This window comes from Streptomyces yunnanensis, assembly GCF_029011865.1.
GTDB lineage: Bacteria > Actinomycetota > Actinomycetes > Streptomycetales > Streptomycetaceae > Streptomyces > Streptomyces yunnanensis.
This window is the reverse complement of record NZ_CP095749.1, coordinates 61514-81784: the sequence shown is the minus strand read 5'-3', so window position 1 is coordinate 81784 and position 20271 is coordinate 61514. Positions and strand designations below refer to the sequence as shown.

Below are 20271 nucleotides of genomic sequence, written 5' to 3'. Positions count from 1 at the left end.
CGCCGTGGTGGGTGGCGAGGTGGGTGGCGAGGTGGCTGCCGAGGGTGCCGGTGCCGCCGGTGATCAGGATGGTGCCCTCGCTCCAGTCGGGGGGTGTGGTGGTGGGGTCGGGGGTGGCGCGGGCCAGGCGGGGGATGAGGAACTGGTTGTTGCGGAGGGCGAGTTGTGGCTCGTCCAGGGCCAGGGCGGTGGCCAGGGCGGTGGGTAGGGCGGTGGTGTGGTCGGTGTCGATGAGGTGGATGCGGTCGGGGTGTTCGGTTTGGGCGGTGCGGATCAGGCCCCAGATGGCGGCGTGGGTCAGGTCGGTGACGTCCTCGTCCGGGCTGATGGCGATGGCGTGGTGGGTGACGATGGTCAGGCGGGTGGCGGCGAACCGGTCGTCGGCCAGCCAGGTCTGCAGTGTCTGAAGGGTGTGGTGGAGGGCGGCGTGGGCTCGCTCGGGTACGTCCCCGCTCACCGGTCCGTCTTCGGTCAGTGCCAGGATCACCACCGGTGGCGCGTCCGCACCGTCGTCCACCGCCCGCGACAGTGCGTCCAGATCGGCGTAATGACGCCCCGGTTCAAGGTCTGTGCAAGGACCGATGACAGCCCAGGCATCCGAATACGAGGGCGATTCGGACGGTGCCGGTACCGGCCGCCACTCCACATGAAAGAGCCCGTCGAGCGTGGTCGTCGCCGCGGCCGCGAGGGCGTCCTGCGCAAGGGGTCGGGTGGCAAGCGATTCGACGGTGGCGACGGGAGCGCCGGTCGCATCGGCGATGTCCAGGGCGACCGACTCGGCCCCGGTCCTGGCCAGACGGACGCGCAGTACCGACGCCCCCACGGCATGTACACGGACCCCGGACCAGGCGAACGGCAGGACCGCCGGCGCATCGTCCTCCACCACGCCCGGCAGCAGCGTGTGCAGGGCGGCGTCCAGCATGGCTGGGTGGACACCGAACAGGGCTGCCTCGGCGTGGAGTTCATCGTCAAGTGCGACCTCGGCGAACACCGCGCCGCCGGCCGTGCTCTTCCAGGCGCGCCGTAGGCCCTGGAAGGCCGGTCCGTACTCATAACCCCTCTCCGCCAGGCGCTCGTACGCACCGATCAGATCCACCTCTGTCGCCCCGGCCGGCGGCCAGGACGTCAGGGCGCGGGGCGCAGAGTCTGGAAGTTCGCTGGTTAGCACCCCGCGTGCATGCAGCGTCCACGGCCCGTCTTCGCCCGTATGGTCGAGCCGGGCGTGCACATCGATGCCGCGCTGCCCGCCCTCATCGGCTGAACCAACTGTCAACTGAAGCTGTACGCCACCGTGCTCGGGCAGCACGAGCGGCGCGGCGAGTGCGAGCTCCGTGACCCCGCTGCTCCCGACCTGCTCGGCGGCGTGCAGGGCCAGCTCCAGCAGCCCCGTCCCGGGAACCAACACCGTTCCCGCCACCGCATGATCCGTCAGCCAGGGGTGGGCCTGCCGCGACAGCCGCCCGGTGAACACATACTCGTCCCGCTCCGCCAACCCCACCGCCGCGCCCAGCAGCGGATGGCTCGTCTCACTCAGACCCAGCCCCGCTGCGTCAGCCGCTCCGGTCCCTGCCTCCAGCCAGTAACGCTGTCGCTGGAACGGGTAGGTGGGGAGGTCCGTGCGCTGTGCGTCGGTGCCGTTGAGGAGTGAGGTCCAGCTGACCGGTGCACCGTGGATCCAGGCGTCGGCCAGGGAGGCGAAGTAGCGGTGAGGGCCGCCTTCGGAGCGGCGCAGGGTGGGCAGACCGTGACTACGGGCGGCGCCGTGAGCTTCAGTGGTCTGTGCAATGCCGACGGTCATCACCGGGTGCGGGGACACCTCGATGAAGAGTGCGTCACCGTCGGCGAGCAGCGAGGCAACGGTCTCCTCGAAACGGACGGTGTGCCGGAGGTTGCCGTACCAGTACTCGGGGTCGAGCCTGGTGCCGTCGAGGGGGGTGGCGGTGACCGTGGAGTGGAAAGGAACGTCGGCGGTCCCGGGGATGATGCCCGCAAGCGCCGCCATCAGCTCTGCTCTGAGCTCCTCTACCTGGGCGCAGTGTGAGGCGTAGTCGACGGGGATGCGGCGAGCACGGAGGGCGTGCTGCTCGCAGTGGGCGAGAAGCTCGTCGAGTGCCTGGATCTCGCCGGAGACGACTGTGGCGGTGGGGCCGTTATGGGTGGCTATGGCGAGCTGTTCACCCCAGGGTGCGATGAGCTCGGAGACCTGATCGGCAGGCAGAGTGAGGGAGACCATGCCGCCGCGCCCGACGAGCGACCGCAGCATGCGGGAACGGCGGGTGACGATGCGGGCGGCGTCGCGCAGTGTGAGCGCACCGGCGATGTGGGCGGCGGCGATCTCGCCCTGTGAGGCGCCGATGACGGCGGCCGGTGTGATGCCGTGTGCCTGCCAGAGGCGGGCCAGAGAGACCATCACGGCGAAGAGGGCGGGCTGGACGACGTCGACGCGGTCCAGATCCGGGGCTCCGGGTGTCTGCCGCAACACGTCCTGAAGGCTCCAGCCCTCCCAGTCGGTGAACTCGGCCAGGGCGTCTGCGCATTCGTGTAGGTGTTGCGCGAAGAGGGGTGTGGTATCCAGGAGTTCGCTGGCCATGCCGGTCCACTGGGAGCCCTGTCCGGGGAAGACGAAGACCACCCGCTCCCCGACCGGGCTGCTGCCATGACCGTCGGCTGCGATCAGGTTCGGGGCCGTCCTGCCATCCGCCAACGCCCTCAACCCTGCGGTCAGCTGCTCGCGGTCGCTGCCGGTCACCACCGCCCGGTGCTCCAGCACCGAGCGCCCAGCAGCCAGCGAGAACGCCACATCGACCGGGGCGAGTGCGGGATCGGCCTCGACGCGGCTCAGAAGCCGTGCGGCCTGGTCCCTGAGCGCCGCGTCGGTCCTGCCAGACAGTACCCACGGCACCACCGGAACATGCGTGGCCTCCGTACGGGCCGGCTCCTCGGACGCGGCTGGCGCCTCCTCGACGATCACATGCGCGTTGGTGCCGCCGAATCCGAAGGAGGACACCGCGGCTCGCCGCGGTTCCTCGGACTCCGGCCAGGACACGGCCTCGCGGAGCAGGGAGACGGCCCCCGCCTCCCAGTCGACGTATCCGGTCGGCTCGTCGACGTGGAGGGTCCTGGGCAGCATGCGGTGCCGCATCGCCTGGACCATCTTGATGACACCGCCCACGCCCGCCGCGGCCTGCGTATGACCGATGTTCGACTTGAGCGACCCGAGCCGCAGCGGCCGGTCGGCGGGCCGGCCCTGCCCGTAGGTGGCCAGCAGGGCCTGGGCCTCGATCGGGTCGCCCAGCGGCGTGCCGGTCCCGTGGGCCTCCACCGCGTCGACGTCCGCCGTGGACAGGCCGGAGGCGGCCAGTGCCTGGTGGATGACGCGCTCCTGGGACGGGCCGTTGGGTGCCGTCAGTCCGTTGCTGGCACCGTCCTGATTGACTGCGGAACCACGCAGTACGGCCAGTACCTGGTGTCCGTTTTCCAGGGCGTCGGAGAGCCGCTCCAGCAACAGCAGACCCACGCCCTCCGACCAGCCGGTGCCGTCGGCAGCGGCCGAGAACGCCTTGCAGCGGCCGTCGACGGACAGCCCGCGCTGACGGGAGAACTCGACGAACGATCGCGGGGTCGACATCACCGCCACTCCGCCGGCGAGCGCCAGATCGCACTCGCCCCGGCGTAGGGCAGTGGCCGCGAGATGCAGTGCCACCAACGACGACGAGCACGCGGTGTCCACCGCCACCGCAGGCCCTTCCAGACCGTACGTGTACGAGAGGCGGCCGGCGGCAACACTGCCCGCGCTACCGCCGTAGAGATAAGCCTCGTTGCCCTCGGCGGGGAGGCGCGGACGTGAGCCGTAGTCGTTGTACATCACGCCGGTGAACACACCCGTGTGGCTGCCGCGCAACGACCCAGGGACGATACCCGCATTCTCGAACGCTTCCCAGGCGGCCTCCAGCAGCAGCCGCTGCTGCGGATCCACAGTCAGCGCCTCACGCGGGGACATCCCGAAGAACTCCGGGTCGAACAGGTCGGCGTCATGGAGGAAGCCGCCGTGGCGGGTGTAGGAGGTGCCCACCCGTTCCGGGTCGGGATCGTAGAGGGCTTCCAGGTCCCAGCCGCGGTTGACCGGGAACTCTCCGATCGCGTCCCTGCCTTCCGCCACCAGGCGCCACAGATCCTCCGGAGAGGTGACCCCGCCGGGATAGCGGCAGGCCATCGCCACGATCGCGATCGGCTCCTGCTGCCGCTCCTCCACCTCGCGCAGCTTCCTGCGCGCGTCACGGGCATCCGCAATGGCCCGCTTGAGGTAGTCGCGGAGTTGTTCTTCGCCCGCCATGTGATGTCGTCTCCCCGCTGTGTTGTGCCTGGATTCTGAATGTCTGGTAGCTGGTGTCTCGTGGCTGGTGTCCGTGCGCGTCGATCCGGACCGGCCGGATCAGCCGGTCATTCGAGGTCGTTGAAGAGCGCGAAGAGCTCTTCATCGCTTGCGGTTTCGAGGTCCTTGTCGGTGCCGTCGGAAGACTTGGGGGTTCCGGTGGTGCGTGGGGCCCGGTCGTCCACCGCTCCGGCCAGCTTCAGCAACTCGCCGAGTTGAGCAGTGATCCGGTCGCGGGTTTCCGTGTCGTCCGCCACATCCCTGATCACTGCCTTGAGCTTGGCCAGCTCCGCAAGTACGGGCCCGGCCGCTGCCGCACCATCGGGTACCAACTGTGCTTGGAGGTGGGTGGCGAGGGCGGTGGGGTTGGGGTGGTCGAAGACGAGGGTGGTGGGTAGTCGCAGGCCGGTGGCGGTGGTGAGTTGGTTGCGGAACTCGACTGCGGTGAGGGAGTCGAAGCCGAGTTCTTGGAAGGAGCGGTCGGCTGCGATGGCGGTGTGGTCGGGGTGTCCGAGGACGGCGGCGGTGTGGGTGCGGACGAGATCGGTCAGTAGGCGGTCCCGTTCGGTGGTCGGAAGGTTCGCCAGGCGTTGGGTCAGTGACGGTCCGGCTTGCTGTTGGGCTGTGGTGCGGCGGGTGGTGGGGGTGAGGTCGCGGAGGAGGGGGTGGGGTTGTGTTGTTGTCGGAGGGTGGTGGTGTTGATGGGGGTGAGGGCGAGGGTTGTGTGGGGGTGGTGTGTGTGGTGTCGAAGAGGGTGAGGGCGTGGTGGGTGGTGAGGGGTTGGATTCCGGTGCGGGTGAGGCGTTGGTGGTCGGTGTGGGTGAGGTGGTGGGTGAGGGTGCTGGTGTCTTGCCAGAGGCCCCAGGCGAGGGAGGTGGCGGGTTGGTTGTTGGTGTGGCGGTGGTGGGCGAGGGCGTCGAGGAAGGTGTTGGCGGCGGCGTAGTTGGCTTGGGCGGGGGTGCCGAGGAGGCCGGCGAGGGAGGAGTAGAGGATGAAGGTTTTGAGGTGGGGGTGGTGTTGGGTGAGTTGGTGGAGGTTCCAGGCTGCGTCGATTTTGGGTTTGAGGACGGTGTGGAGTTGGTGGGGGTGAGGGTGGTGAGGGGGCGTCGTCGAGGGTGCCGGCGGTGTGGATGACGGCGGTGAGGGGGTGTTCGGTGGGGATGGTGTCCAGGAGTGCGGCCAGGGCGTCGCGGTTGGCTGCGTCGCAGGCCACGATGGTGGTCTGGGTTCCCAACTGGTGTAGTTCTTCTTGGAGTTCTGCTGCGCCGGGGGTGTTGGGGCCTTGGCGGCTGGTGAGGAGGAGGTGTTGGGCGCCGTGGTGGGTGGCGAGGTGGGTGGCGAGGTGGCTGCCGAGGGTGCCGGTGCCGCCGGTGATCAGGATGGTGCCCTCGCTCCAGTCGGGGGGTGTGGTGGTGGGGTCGGGGGTGGCGCGGGCCAGGCGGGGGATGAGGAACTGGTTGTTGCGGAGGGCGAGTTGTGGCTCGTCCAGGGCCAGGGCGGTGGCCAGGGCGGTGGGTAGGGCGGTGGTGTGGTCGGTGTCGATGAGGTGGATGCGGTCGGGGTGTTCGGTTTGGGCGGTGCGGATCAGGCCCCAGATGGCGGCGTGGGTCAGGTCGGTGACGTCCTCGTCCGGGCTGATGGCGATGGCGTGGTGGGTGACGATGGTCAGGCGGGTGGCGGCCAGGCGTTGGTCGGTGAGATAGGTCTGGAGCGTGGTGAGGGTGTGGTGGAGGGCGGCGTGAGCCTGTGCGGGGATGTCCCCGCTGGCCGACTCATCCTCGGCTAGGGGGAGGACGATCACCGGTGGCACGTCCGCGCCGTCGTCCACGGCCTTGAGTAGGGCATGCAGGTCGGGGTAGTGACGGCCGATTTCGAGGTCGGTGCGGGGGGTGAGGACAGCCCAGTCATCCGTATGCGAGGGCGTGTTGACCGGTGCCGGCGCAGCCCGCCACTCCACGTGGAAGAGCGCGTCGCGGACAGCAGGGTCCACTGCCCGCAGTGCGTCCAGGGACAACGGGCGGGTGGTGAGCGAGCCGACAGTGACGACGGGGCCTCCGGTCGTATCGGTGATGTCCAGCGCCACGGTTTCGGGTCCGGTCCTGGTCAGGTGGACCCGCAGTGTCGATGCACCGGCGGCGTGGAGGCGTACGCCGGACCAGGAGAAGGGCAGCACTGCTTTTCCGCCGTCGGTGATGCCGGGCAGCAGGGTGTGCAGGGCGGCGTCCAGCAGTACGGGATGCAGGTCGAACGCACCGGTACCAGAAGACAGCTCATCGCCGAGGGAGACCTCCGCCCAGATCTCTCCTGTGGTGTCGTCCGACCAGGCACGGCGCAGGCATTGGAAGGCCGGTCCGTAGGCGTAGCCATGCTCGGTCAGGCGGTCATAGGCGTGGGACAGGTCGATCTCGGTAGTTCCGGCTGGCGGCCAGGGCACCAGGGGGGAAGGAGCTGTGTCCGGCGGCGCACCGACGGTGAGGGTGCCACGGGCGTGCAGGGTCCAGATGCTGTCCTGATCCGTGTGGTCGGGCCGGGCGTGGATGGTGATTGCACAGTGCCCGGCTTCGTCCTTGCCTCCCACCGCCAACTGGACCTGAACGCCGCCGTGTTCGGGAAGCGCCAGCGGCGCGGTGAGGGTGAGGTCGGCGACCTCACCGCGGCCGGCCGCGTGGAGGGCGAGCTCCAGCAGGACCGTGCCCGGGACCAGGACCGTGCCCGCGACCGCATGGCCGGCCAACCATGGGTGGCTCTGCAGGGACAGTCGCCCGGTGAACACGACTTCGTCCCGCTCCGCCAACCCCACCGCAGCACCCAGCAGCGGATGACCGGCGGAACCCAGCCCGAGGCCGGCGGCGTCGCCAGGGGCCGTCGCGGCATCCAGCCAGTAACGCCTGTGCTGGAACGCGTAGGTGGGCAGGGCCACCTTGCGGGCGCCCGGGAAGACCCTGTCCCAGTCGGGTGTGATGCCCCGAACGGCCAGATGGGCGACTGCCGTGCTGTAGGTCTCCGTCTCCGGCCGGTTCTTGCGCAGCACTGAGACGATCGCGCCCGCCTCTTCGGTGACACACTCCTGGACGAGGGCGGCGAGGACCCCGTCCGGGCCCAGCTCCAACCAGTCGGTGACACCCAGTTCTTCCAGCTGCCGCACCCCGTCCGCAAAGCGCACCGCCCGGCGAAGGTGATCGGCCCAGTAGTCGGGGGAGGTGAGCTGGTCGACGGTCGCGAGAGTGCCGGTGACGTTGGAGACGATCGGGATGCGCGGCTTGTGGAAGGTCAGGTCCCGGGCCACGGATCGGAACTCCTCCAGCACCGTGTCCATGTGGTGCGAGTGGAACGCGTGGGAGACGGAGAGCAGCCGGGCCTTGGCGCCGCTCGCGCGCCATGCCTCGGCCAGCTCGTTGACGGCGGACTTGTCACCCGAAACCACCGTGGACCGTGGGCCATTGACACCCGCGATCGCCACTCGGCCGTCGTAGCCGGAGAGCGCCGCGGTGACCTCTGCCTCCTCTCCCTGGAGGGCGGCCATGGCGCCGTCCTGGCGCGCGGACTCCATCAGCCTGCCGCGCTCGGCGACCAGGTGGCAGGCGTCCGGCAGGTCCAGCACGCCTGCCAGATGAGCGGCGATCACTTCTCCGATGGAGTGTCCCAGAAGGTAGTCGGGCACGAACCCGTGATGCTCGACCAGGCGGTACAGCGCCGTCTCCACCGCGAACAGAGCGGCCTGGGTGAAGGACGTCCGGTCCAGCAGCGCCGCGTCCGCGGAGCCGTCGGGTGCGAAGAGTACGTCCTTGAGCGGCCGGGGGAGTTCCCGGTCCAGCCCTGCGCACACCTCGTCGAGCGCGGCGGCGAAGACGGCGGAGGACGCATACAGTTCCCGCCCCATGGCAGGCCGCTGGGCTCCTTGTCCGGTTAACAGGAATGCGAGCTTGCCGCGCCTGGCGCTGCCCGGGCGCACCACACCCGGCGAAGGGTGCCCGTCCGCAAGGGATTCCAGGCCCGCCACAAGTGCGGCGCGGTCGCCGCTGCTGACCGCCGCGCGTCGGTCGAGGGGGGAACGTGTGGTGGCCAGCGACAGACCGAGGTCGGCGGTGGTCGGCTCCGGGTGGGCCGCGGCGTGCTGGAGGAGCCGCCGGGCCTGGGCGCGCAGTGCGCTCTCGTCGCGGGCCGACAGCATCCAGATCGGGAGAATCCCGGTGGCCGGTTCCTTGCTGGCTTCTTCTGTTGTCTGTGGTGTGGGTGCTTGTTCGAGGATGAGGTGTGCGTTGGTGCCGCTGATGCCGAAGGAGGAGATGGCGGCGCGGCGTGGGTGGTTGGTGTGGGGCCAGGGGGTGGTTTCGGTGAGGAGGGTGAGGGGGGTGGTGTCCCAGTCGATGTGGTGGGTGGGTTCGTCGATGTGGAGGGTTTGGGGGAGGGTGCCGTGGTGCATGGCCTTGATCATTTTGATGACGCTGGCGATGCCTGCGGCGGCTTGGGTGTGGCCGATGTTGGATTTGAGGGAGCCGAGGTAGAGGGGTTGGTCGGTGGGTCGGTCGTGGCCGTAGGTGGCTTGTAGTGCCTGGGCTTCGATGGGGTCGCCGAGTGTGGTGCCGGTGCCGTGGGCTTCGATGGCGTCGATGTCGGTGGGGGTGAGTCCTGCGTTGGTGAGGGCTTGGCGGATGACGCGTTCTTGGGAGGGGCCGTTGGGGGCGGTCAGTCCGTTGCTGGCGCCGTCCTGGTTGATGGCGGAGCCGCGTAGTACGGCGAGGATGCGGTGGTTGTTCTTGCGGGCGTCGGAGAGGCGTTCGACGAGGAGGAGGCCCACGCCTTCGGACCAGCCGGTGCCGTCGGCCTGTGCGGCGAAGGGTTTGCAGCGGCCGTCGGGGGAGAGTCCGCGTTGGCGGGAGAATTCCGTGAAGATGTGCGGGGTGGCCATGATGGTGACGCCGCCGGCGAGGGCGAGGTCGCATTCGCCGGTGCGGAGGGCGCCTGCGGCCATGTGGAGGGCGACGAGGGAGGAGGAGCAGGCGGTGTCGATGGTGATGGCCGGGCCCTCCAGCCCGAAGACGTACGACAACCGACCGGACACCACGCTGGACAGGTTCCCAGCGAGCAGGAAGCCCTCGAAGTCCCCTGGGGTGTCGGCCAGCCGGGAAGCGTAGTCGTCGTACATCACGCCGGTGAACACACCTGTGTTGCTGCCCCGCACGGCGGCCGGGTCGATCCCCGCGTTCTCGAAGGTTTCCCAGGCGGTCTCCAGCAGCAGTCGCTGCTGCGGGTCGGTGGCCATTGCCTCCCTCGGGGACATGCCGAAGAACTCCGGGTCGAATTGGTCGGCGTCGTGGAGGAAGCCGCCGTGGCGGGCGTATGAGGTGCCGGGGTGTTCGGGGTCGGGGTGGTAGAGGCTTTCCAGGTCCCAGCCGCGGTTGGTCGGGAACTCGCCGATCGCGTCCCTGCCTTCCGCCACCAGGCGCCACAGGTCGTCGGGCGAGGTGACGCCGCCGGGATAGCGGCAGGCCATGCCGACGATGACGATCGGCTCGTCCACGCCGGCGACCGCAGCGGGCGCCGAGGCCGTCCCGGCGGGGGCGCCCGAGATCTCGGCGGTCAGATGCGCGGCAAGGGCGACGGGCGTCGGATGGTCGAAGACCACAGTGCTGGACAGCCGCAGACCCGTGGACTTCCTAAGCCGGTTCCGCAGCTCGACGCCCGCCAGTGAGTCGAAGCCGAGGCTCTTGAAGGCGCGGTCGGGGACGACGGCGTCGACGCCGTCGTGCCCCAGAACGTCGGCGACCGCGCCGCGCACGAACTCCAACACGGCCTCGGCCCGCTCGGACTCCGGCAGTCGTGCCATCCGCTGAGCCCACCCGCCGCCGTCACCTTCCGCGCCGCCGCCCTGCCCCAGCGCAGTGCGCCGCACGGCACGCCGTGCGCCGGCCGCTGCCAGACCGCGCAGGACCACGGGCAGCGAGCCGTCGTCGGGGCGCATCCGGGACGGGGCCAGCGCCGCGGGGACCACAAGGGGGGCTCCTGCGGCCGGCGCGGCGTCGAACAGGGCAGTGCCCTGATCCGCCGTCAGCGGTGTGACACCGATACGGTGCCACCGTGCCAGGCCTGCCTCATCGAGGCCGCCCCCCATTCCACTTGCCCCGTCCCACAGCCCCCACGCCAGTGAGAGAGCGGGCAGCCCAACGGCGCTGCGGTGCTCGGCCAAGGCGTCCAAGAAGGCGTTGGCTGCGGCGTAGTTGGCCTGCCCCGCCGTACCGGTGATGCCTGAGAGAGACGAGAAGAGGACGAATGCGGCGAGGCCGGTGTCGCGGGTCAGCTCGTGGAGATTCCACGCGGCATCCACCTTGGGGCGCAGGACGGTATCCAGCTGCCGGGCGTCGAGGGATTCCACGGTGGCGTCGGCGAGCGTGCCGGCGGCGTGCAGCACCGCGGTGAGCGGATGCTCGACCGGAATGGCGTCGATCACCGCCGCCAAGGCTTCCCGGTCGGCGGCGTCACAGGTCACGATGGTGGCCTCGGCCCCCAATGCGGCGAGATCTGCCCGGAGCCGGGCCGCCCCCGGGGTCTGTTCGCCGCGGCGGCCGAGCAGCAGCAGATGGCGGACCGAGTGCCTGGCGGCCAGATGCCGGGCGAACAGGCTCCCCAGCGCGCCGGTACCACCAGTGATCAGGACGGTGCCCTCCGGGTCCAGCCGGGGGGCGTCGGCGGGCCGTTCGGGTGCGGCCCCGGACAACCGGGGGACGTACAACGTCCCGGCACGCACGGCGAGTTGTGGTTCGACCGCCGAGGCGGCAGCGGTAAGAGCTTCCTCGACCGCCACGGCACCTTCGCCGGCTTCGAGGTCGACGAGCAGCAGCCGGCCAGGGTGCTCGGCCTGTGCGGAGCGGACCAGGCCCCACAGTGCGGCGGCTGCCGGCGAGGCGACCCTGTCATCGGGCAGCGCCGCGACCGCGCCACGGGTGACGAACATCAGCCGGGCCGCTTCCCGCCGCTCGTCGGAGACAAAACGCTGCACCAGGCTCAGCGCACGGTGCGCCATGGCGCGTGCGGCGGCCGGCGGCGCGCCGTCCAGTGTCCAACGGTCAGCCCGTACGACGAGGACGTCAGGGCGCAGGCCATCCACCTCGCCCAGGTCTTCCCCGTCCGTCTCCACCAGATGTGTGCCACCGGCCTGGGTCGCGCTCACCGCGGACCACTCCAGCGCGAACAGCGCCCCGGGCCCGGACGCGCTCCCGGCGGGCGCTGATGCGCCGCGTTCCACCGGCCGCCAAGCCAGCGATTCCACCGAGGCGACCAGCGCTCCGGTGGTGTCCGCGACCGTCAGGGCGACGGCACCGCCGCCTGCCGGGGAGATCCGTGCCCGCACAGCGGTGGCCCCGGAGGCGTGCAGGATCGCTCCGGACCAGGCGAAGGGGAGCTGGATCAGCCCCGGTTCGGTGTCCGGGCCGCGCTGAAGCACCAGCGGGTGCAGTACGGCGTCCAGCAGCGCCGGATGGACACCGAAGTGCGCCGCGTGCTCATGCTGCTCCTTCGGAAGCCGTACCTCCGCGTACAGGTCCTCGCCTTTGCGCCACAGCGCGGTCAGGCCCTGGAAGGCGGGCCCGTAGACGTAGCCGAGGTCCGCCAGCCGGTCGTAGGCGTCGCCTGCCCCCTCCACGGCGTCCACCGGCACGGGGACGGCGCCCGGCGGCGGCCACTGGCGCAAGGCGCCGGCGTCCGTCTGCGGTAGCTGGGTGGCCGGCCCGCCGAGCGTCCCCGATGCATGCCGTGTCCACGGTGCCTGGTCGGCCGCGCCGTCGGGGCGCGCGTGGATGAGAAACGGCCGGCCGCCTGTGCCGTCCGGGGCGCCGACGGCCACCTGCACCCGCAGGGCGCCACGCTCGGGAAGGACCAACGGGGACTCCAGGGTGAGGTCCTCGACCCGCGCGGCCCCGACGTGGTCCCCGGCTGCCACGGCCAGTTCCAGGAAGGCGGTGGCGGGCACCAGGGCGGCTCCGCCCACGGTGTGGTCCGCCAGCCACGGGTGGGTGGCCCGGGACAGCCGTCCGGTGAGCACCAGGCCGTCGCGGTCGGCCAGTCGGACGGCCGCCGACAGCATCGGGTTCCCGGCCGGGTCCAGCCCCAAGGGCTGCGGGCCGGCAGCGGGTTCGGCGGCCGACCAGTACCGCTCGCGCTGGAAAGCGTAGGTGGGCAGATCGATGCGGCGGCCGTCGGGGAAGAGGGACACCGCGTCCAGGTCCGCGCCGTTGACCTGTGCCGTGGCCACGGCGGTGGCCACGGACTCCGGCTCAGGGCGGCCGGAGCGCAGCAGGGCGACGGCGGTGCCCTCCGGGCCGCCGACCTCCTGGGCCGGTGCCGTGAGGACGGCGTCCGGGCCGACCTCGATGAAGACGGTGGCACCTTGTTCGCGCAGGGTGCGTAGCGCGGCCAGGAACCGTACGGTTCGGCGGATCTGGTCCGTCCAGTAGTCGGCGGAGGTCAGTTCGGCGGTGGTGGCCAGGATGCCGGTCACGGTGGAGACGATCGGTATGCGCGGCTCGTGGTAGCTCACTGACGCGGCCACCTCGCGGAATTCGGCGAGGATGCCGTCCATGTGCGGCGAGTGGAAGGCGTGGCTCACCTTCAGGGCACGCGTCTTGCGGCCGTGCCGGCGCCAGAGGGCCTCGATGGCCCGGACAGCGTCCCGGTCGCCGGAGACGACCACGGAATCGGGGCCGTTGACGGCGGCGATCACGACCCGGTCCTCGCAGCCGCTGAGCGAGGCGGCGACCTCGTCCTCCGTGGCCTGGATCGCGGTCATCGCGCCGCCTTCGGGAGCCGACTGCATCAGACGTCCGCGGGCGGCGACAAGCCTGGCGGCGTCCGGTAGTTCCACAACCCCTGCGACGTGCGCGGCGGCCAGCTCCCCGACCGAGTGGCCCGCGAGCAGGCTGGGGGCCAGCCCGTGGTGCTCCAGAAGCCGGAACAGCGCGACCTCGACGGCGAATAGGGCGGGCTGGGCGTGGTCGGTGCGGTGCAGTGCCGCTTCGGCCCCGATGCCCGTCCGTCCGAACACGACGTCCCGAAGCGGACGCGACAGGTGCCGGTCCAGCTCGGTGCAGACCGCGTCGAAGGACCGGGCGAAGACCGGGTGCGCCTCGTACAGTTCCCGGCCCATGCCGATGCGCTGTGCGCCCTGCCCGGTGAACAGGAAGGCGGTCAGCCCGCCCGTGGTGGCACTGCCCGCCACCGTGTGCGGTGCAGTGCCGCCGTGGGCGAGTGCGTCGAGCCCCGTGAGCAGGTCCTCACGCGTGGAGCCGAGGACGGCGGCCCGGTGTTCGAAGGTCGTACGGGCCGCCAGCGAGCGGCCGATGTCCGGCCCGGTGAGTTGGGGGCGTGCGGTCACGTAGGAGTGCAGCCGGGCGGTTTGGGCCCGCAGTGCCTCCGGGGTGCGGGCGGAGACCAGCCACAGGGCGGGGGCCACGGGCATGCCGGCGGCCGGCTTCCCGGCCTGCTCGTCGCCGGACTCGTCGGCCTGCTCGATGATGACGTGTGCGTTGGTGCCGCTGATGCCGAAGGCGGAGACGGCGGCGCGGCGCGGATGGTCAGTCACCGGCCAGGCACGCTCCTGTGTGAGCAGTGCGAGGCCGCCCGTGTCCCAGTCGACGTCGGGGGACGGCTCGGTGGCGTGCAGCGTCCTGGGCAGCAGTCCGTGCCGCATCGCCACCACCATCTTGATCACGCCGCCGACCCCGGCCGCCGACTGGGTGTGGCCGATGTTGGACTTGAGGGAGCCGAGGTAGAGCGGCTGGTTCTTTGGGCGGTCCCGTCCGTAGGTGGCCTGCAGTGCCTGTGCCTCGATCGGGTCGCCGAGCCGGGTGCCGGTGCCATGGGCCTCGACGGCGTCCACGTCCCGCGCGTCCAGCCGGGCGTCGGCCAGCGCGTCGAGGATCACCCGCTGCTGGGCGGGGCCGCTGGGGGCGGTCAGGCCGTTGCTGGCACCGTCCTGGTTGACGGCCGTGCCGCGGATCACCGCGAGCACCCGGTGCCCGTTGCGCCGTGCGTCCGAGAGCCGTTCCAGGAGCAGCAGGCCCACGCCCTCGGCCCAGCCGGTGCCGTCGGCCGAGGCAGCGAAGGACTTGCAGCGGCCGTCGGGCGCCAGCCCGCGCTGCCGGGAGAACTCCACGAACATCCCCGGGCCGGACATCACGGTAGCCCCGCCCGCCAGCGCCAGTGTCGTCTCGCCCTGCCGCAGGGATCGCACCGCCAGATGCAGCGCCACCAGCGAGGAGGAGCACGCGGTGTCGACGGTCACCGCGGGCCCCACCAGGCCCAGGTGGTAGGCGATGCGACCGGACAGCACACTGGGGTGCCCGCCGGTCAGCACATGTCCCGCAAGGTCCTCGGGCGCGTGGTGCATCCGGGGCCCGTAGTCGAGCGCGGTCCCGCCCACGAAGACGCCCGAGCGGCTTCCCGCGAGCCCTCGCGGGTCCAGCCCCGAGTGCTCCACCGCCTCCCACGCGGTTTCCAACAGCAGCCGCTGCTGGGGGTCCATACCCAGCGCCTCGCGCGGGGAGATGTCGAAGAACGCGGCGTCGAACTCGCCAGCACCGTAGAGGAATCCGCCCTGTCGCACAGAGCTCCTGCCAGCCTGCTCCGGGTCCGGATCGTACAGTTCTTCGTCCCAGCCCCGGTCGGCCGGGAAGTCAGTGATGGCGTCCCGGCCCTCGGCCACCAGTTGCCACAGCTCCTGCGGGGAGGCGACGTCCCCGGGATAGCGGCAGGCCATACCGACGATGGCGATCGCCTCATCGACGCGCTCGCGGCGCCGCAGCGGCCGCACCGGCGCAGCTGCCTCCTCCTCGACGTGGGGCAATGCACCCTCGGCGTGCAGAAGTTCACTGGTCAGATGCTCGGCCAGTGCCTGTGGCGTCGGGTGGTCGAAGAGCAGTGAGGAGGGCAGCGGCAGTCCGGTCGCGGCCCGCAGCCGGTTGCGCAGCTCGACAGAGGTGAGCGAGTCGAAGCCCAGGTCCTTGAAGGCACGCCGGTCGTCGACGTCGTCGGCCGCGTACTCCAGCACCACCGCGATCTGCGCCCGCACCAGCTCGGCGACCGCGCGCCGCCGTTCGCGCCCGTCCGCGCTGGTCAACCGCGCCCGCAGCCCTGCCCCGTCCCCGGCGTCGGCCTGCGGACGGACGTCCTCGCCGACCCAGTAGCGACGGTGCTGGAAGGCGTAGGCGGGCAGCTCGGCGCGGCGGGCGCCGGCCCCCTCGAACAGCCCCTGCCACCTCACCCGGACACCGTGGGTCCAGGCGTGGGCGAGCGAGGCGACGAAGCGGCGGGCTCCGCCTTCGCCGCGGCGCAGCGTGCCCTGGACGTGGCAGCGGGAAGCGCCGTGGGCCTCCGCCGTCTGTTCGATGCCGACGGCCATGACAGGGTGGGGCGAGACCTCGATGAACGTCGCGTCACCGTCACAGAGGAGGGCGGCGACGGTCTCCTCGAAGCGAACGGTTCGGCGGAGGTTCTCGTACCAGTAGCCCCCGTCGAGTTCGGTCCCTTCCAGCGCGCCGGCGGTCACCGTCGAGTAGAAGGGCACCTGTGCGGGCTGCGGGGCGACCTCGTCCAGAGCCGTGGCCAGTTCGTCCCGGAGCTCTTCAACCTGCGCCGAGTGGGAGGCGTAGTCGACCGGTACGCGACGGGCCCGTATGCGCCTGTCGTGGCACAGGGCGAGCAGTTCCCCGACCGCCTGCTCCTCGCCCGCGACGACCACAGTGGCGGGGCCGTTGACGGTGGCGAGGGCGAGGCGGTCACCCCACGGGGCGATGAGCTCGTGTGCCTGCCGGGGAGTTTGGCCGAGGGAGACCATGCTGCCGCGTCCGGCCAGGGCGAGGAGCGTCCGCGAGCGGCGGGCAACGATACGGGCCGCGTCGTGGAGGGTGAGAACGCCCGCCACATGCGCGGCGGCGATCTCGCCCTGGGAGGCGCCGATGACCGCGCCGGGCGTGACGCCGTGCGCCTGCCAGAGACGGGCCAGAGCGACCATGACAGCGAAGAGCGCAGGCTGGACGACATCGACACGGTCCAGGGCGGGCGCACCCGGTGCCTCCCGGAGCACGTCCTCAAGCCCACGACCGTCCCAGTCGGTGAACTCGGCCAGTGCCTCGGCACACTGACGCATGTGGCGGGCGAAGAGCGGGCTGGTGTCCCACAGCTCCACGGCCATTCCGGCCCACTGAGAGCCCTGGCCGGGGAAGACGAACACCACACGTTTCCCGGCCTGTCCACCCTCGTCACCGCCGCCGGACTCGACGAGGTTCGGGTCGGCGTCGCCGGAGGCCAGCGCGCGCAGGCCGGCGATCAACTCCGCACGCTCACCACCCACCACCACGGCACGGTCCTCGAAGGCCGTACGAGCCGCGACCAGCGTCCAGCCGACGTCCTGCGGTCGGAGCCCGGGCCTGGCCTCGACGTACGCGGCCAGCCGCGCGGCCTGGGCCCGCAGCGCGGCGGTGCCCCGGCCCGACACGGTCCACGGCACCACGGACGTCAAATCCGCCGCACCGCCGCGCTGTTCGGACTCTGCATCCGTCGGCGCCACCGGCTCGGGTGCCTGCTCCACCACTACATGGCAGTTGGTGCCGCCCATGCCGAACGAGCTCACCCCGGCCAGCAGCGGCCGGTCCGTACGCGGCCACGGTGAGCGCTCACACACCACCGAGAGCCCCAACGCCTCCAGCGGAGCAGCCGGGTGGGGCGACTCGAAGTTGAGACTGGCCGGGATCTCCCGGTGCCAGAGGCTGAGCAGTGTCTTGATCAGGCCGACCAGTCCCGCCGCGCCCTCCAGGTGGCCGATGTTGGTCTTGGCCGAACCGACCAGCAGCCGGTCGCCGGGAGCCCGTCCGGTACCCAGCGCCGCACCCAGGGCCCTGGCCTCGATCGGGTCGCCCACCGGCGTACCGCTGCCATGCAGTTCCACGTACTGCACGGCAGCCGGGTCGACGCCGGCCTGTGCGTACGCCTGGCGCAGCACCCGCTCCTGGGCGGCCGCGCTGGGCACGGTCAGCCCCGGGGCGGCACCGTCGTTGTTGACAGCGCTGCCGCGGATGACCCCGTAGATCCGGTCGCCGTCCGCGCGGGCCCGCTCAAGGGGCTTGAGGACAAGGACTCCGGCCCCCTCGCCGCGGACGAACCCGTTGGCGCGGGAGTCGAAGGTATAGGTGCGCCCGTCGGGGGACAGGCCGCCGAACCGCTCCTCGGCCACTGCGGCCTCGCCGAGGATGTTGAGGTTCACGCCGGCCGCCAGCGCTGTGGTGGACTCGCCCGTACGCAGTGATTCGCAGGCCAGGTGAACGGCGACGAGCGAGGAGGACTGGGCCGCGTCCACGGTCAGACTCGGACCGTTCAGCCCCAGGAAATACGAGACGCGGTTGGCGATGACGCCGCGGTTGACGCCGGTCATTGTGTGCTGGGTGACGGCATCGGCACCGTACTGGTGGACCAGCGAGGCGTAGTCGTCGCGCAGGGATCCGACGAACACCGCCGTGCGGCTGTCGCGCAGCGTGGCCGGAACGATTCCGGCATCCTCCAGCGCGGCCCAGGACAGCTCCAGCACGATCCGCTGCTGCGGGTCCATGGCGACGGCCTCGCGGGGCGCGATGCCGAAGAACGCGGCGTCGAACCCGCCGACGTCGTCGAGGAATCCGCCGCGCAGCAGGCCGGGCGCCGCGGCCGAGTCCGCCGTCAGGCCGTCCAGTTCCGACCGTCGGCTCTCCGGCACATCGGTGACAGCGCTGCGCCCCTCTCGCAACAGGTCCCAGAACGCCGCGGTAGAAGGTGCCTGGGGCAGACGGCACGCCATACCGACCACGGCGACCGCCGCGCCGCGCTCGTCCGTCTCCTGGTTCGCGTCAACAACACCGTGCTCGCTCGTCATCGCGCTCGGAATCCCTTCCCTGGGTTAAGTCCCCTGGGCGCACATCCGTTGCGCCGCGGAACGCCGAAGGCGTCCCGGGCCGACGGCGCGGCATGCCCGGACTGGAAAGACGTTGTTCCGCCGAAGGCGCCTGGGCCCGCCGCTCGCAAACGCCGCACTCACATGTAAGCCGCACTTTAAGCGACCCCTGCCACACCCTTCTCAGCCGCCGTCCATGAAGCGGTAATTGGCCGGCCCGAGCCATGATGAGTGCGCCGTTACCCGGGGGTTGATACGGGGTGTGGCAGAACCGGTTACCCTCGCACCGCGCTTTTCGCGCGCTTTCCGCACCGCAGAGAATCGGAGCAGATCCGTCATGGCCACATTCGAGCCGACCAGCGATATCGACAAGCACGCCGAGCTGTACGCGCAGGTCCTCAACTCCGGCGACGCCGAAGCCCTCAACGCGCTGTACACCGAGGACGCGATCGCCGTATGGGAGCCGGATCAGCCGCTCACCGGCGCGGCGCGCAAGGCGGCACTGGCGGAGTTCCTCACGATGAACCCCGTGATGACGGCCAAGACCCGCGAGTCGTACGTCACCGGCGACACCGCGCTGCTGTTCGTCGACTGGACCATGGAGATCGACACCCCCGACGGCCGCCGGTCCGACTCCGGCGTGGGCGTCGACGTCGTACGGCGCGGCGCGGACGGCAAATGGCGGCACGCGGTCGACAGCCCCTACAGCGGCACCAAGTAACGACCGACCATCTCAATTACTGCGCGGTTACCCAGAAATCGGCCACCCAGAAAACGACTCGATCGAGGAGACAGTATGACTGCGACCGGCGCCGAGGCGGCGGCAATCCTTCAGGCGGTGGAGGGAATCCTTCCCGACTTGCGGGAGAATTCCCTGGAAGCGGAGGAGCGCCGCTGGATTCCGGACGAGAACATCGCTCTGCTGGAGAAGACGGGCATTTTCCGGATGGGGGTGCCGCGACGTTTCGGCGGCCTCGACCTGCCGCTCGCCGAGCAGATCAAGATCCTGACCGAGCTGCCGCGCGGCTGCGGATCCACGGGCTGGGTCGCCATGGTCTGGGCCGCCTGCACCTGGCTGGCCACGCTGTACCCGGAGGAGGCCCAGCAGGAGGTCTTCGCCGACAGCCCGGTGCGGATATCCGGCGGATTCACCCCCTCCGGCAGCATCGTTCCCGCCGACGGCGGCTTCGTCCTCAGTGGAACCTGGCGCTTCAACACCGGCTGCCGCGGCGCGCACTGGGACATCCTGGCCGCCCTCCAGGAGCACTCTGACGGCCAGGTCGAGCAGGTCTTCGCACTGGTGCCGATGGCGGACCTGACCATCGCCGACGACTGGGACGTCACCTCGGGCAGCGGCACCGGCAGTTGCAGCGTGTCCGCACAAGACGTCTTCGTCCCCGCGCACCGAGTCGCTTCCGGCGTGGAGGCGACGATGGGTGGTTCCCCCCAGCGGTCCGCGGACATGACGCCGGGACGCAACTACTACCTGACCGGATTCGTCAACTCCTGCGCCATCGCCACCTATATCGGAATCGCCAAGGCCGTGCTGGAGCTGTTCACGGCCACCGCACAGCGCCGTGGTATCTCCTACACGAGCTGGACCGAGCAGCACAAGCACCCGCTGACTCAGATCAAGGTCGCCACCGCCGCCAACCAGATCGCCGCCGCCGAAGCACTTTCCGACACCTACATCGCCCTGATGCAGGAGCGGGCGGACGCAGGAGAGCTGCCAACCGTGGAGGAAATGGCCGCCTTCCACGGCAAGTCCGGCTATGCGCTGCAACTCGTACGGGATGCCGTGACCGAACTGCACTGCATCAGCGGCGCGTCGGTCATCTCGCGCAAGGACCCCTTCCAGCGCCACTTCCGCGACCTGATGGGCTTCTCGCTGCACGGCATGATGGCCCCGCACGTCAACCTCGAACTGCACGGCAGGGTTCTGCTCGGCCTCGACCCGGACACCGACGTGCTCTGATCCGAGTACCCC

At 70.8% G+C, this 20271-nt stretch carries 4 protein-coding genes and 3 pseudogenes; 2 read left to right on the top strand and 5 right to left on the bottom strand.

Features of this window, described 5'->3' with window-relative positions; all coding sequences use genetic code 11:
• Nucleotides 1-4: 4 nt before the first annotated feature.
• From MOV08_RS43915 to MOV08_RS00215, 5 genes and pseudogenes are all read right to left on the bottom strand, one after another.
• Nucleotides 5-379 (bottom strand): annotated as a pseudogene (locus tag MOV08_RS43915) (SpnB-like Rossmann fold domain-containing protein); the annotation flags it as partial.
• Between the two features lie 252 nt (nucleotides 380-631).
• Nucleotides 632-4291, bottom strand: a pseudogene (locus tag MOV08_RS43910) (type I polyketide synthase); the annotation flags it as partial.
• A gap of 149 nt (nucleotides 4292-4440) precedes the next feature.
• Nucleotides 4441-4641 carry a hypothetical protein gene (locus MOV08_RS43675; RefSeq protein WP_338057113.1) on the bottom strand — a complete coding sequence of 67 codons (201 nt, stop codon included), beginning with the start codon at nucleotides 4639-4641 and terminating at the stop codon, nucleotides 4441-4443.
• Nucleotides 4642-4773: 132 nt separating this feature from the next.
• Nucleotides 4774-4863 (bottom strand): annotated as a pseudogene (locus tag MOV08_RS43670) (acyl carrier protein); the annotation flags it as partial.
• Between the two features lie 104 nt (nucleotides 4864-4967).
• Complete coding sequence (locus MOV08_RS00215; protein ID WP_420834106.1) at nucleotides 4968-18266, bottom strand: SDR family NAD(P)-dependent oxidoreductase; 13299 nt, start codon at nucleotides 18264-18266, stop codon at nucleotides 4968-4970.
• A 355-nt stretch (nucleotides 18267-18621) separates the two neighbouring features.
• Here MOV08_RS00215 and MOV08_RS00210 point away from each other — a divergent pair, with 355 nt between their 5' ends.
• The gene (locus MOV08_RS00210; RefSeq protein ID WP_039628517.1) at nucleotides 18622-19005 is read left to right on the top strand and encodes a YybH family protein; all 384 of its coding nucleotides are present in this window, start codon (nucleotides 18622-18624) and stop codon (nucleotides 19003-19005) included.
• A gap of 75 nt (nucleotides 19006-19080) precedes the next feature.
• Nucleotides 19081-20259 carry an acyl-CoA dehydrogenase family protein gene (locus MOV08_RS00205; RefSeq protein WP_275305685.1) on the top strand — a complete coding sequence of 393 codons (1179 nt, stop codon included), beginning with the start codon at nucleotides 19081-19083 and terminating at the stop codon, nucleotides 20257-20259.
• Nucleotides 20260-20271: the final 12 nt, after the last annotated feature.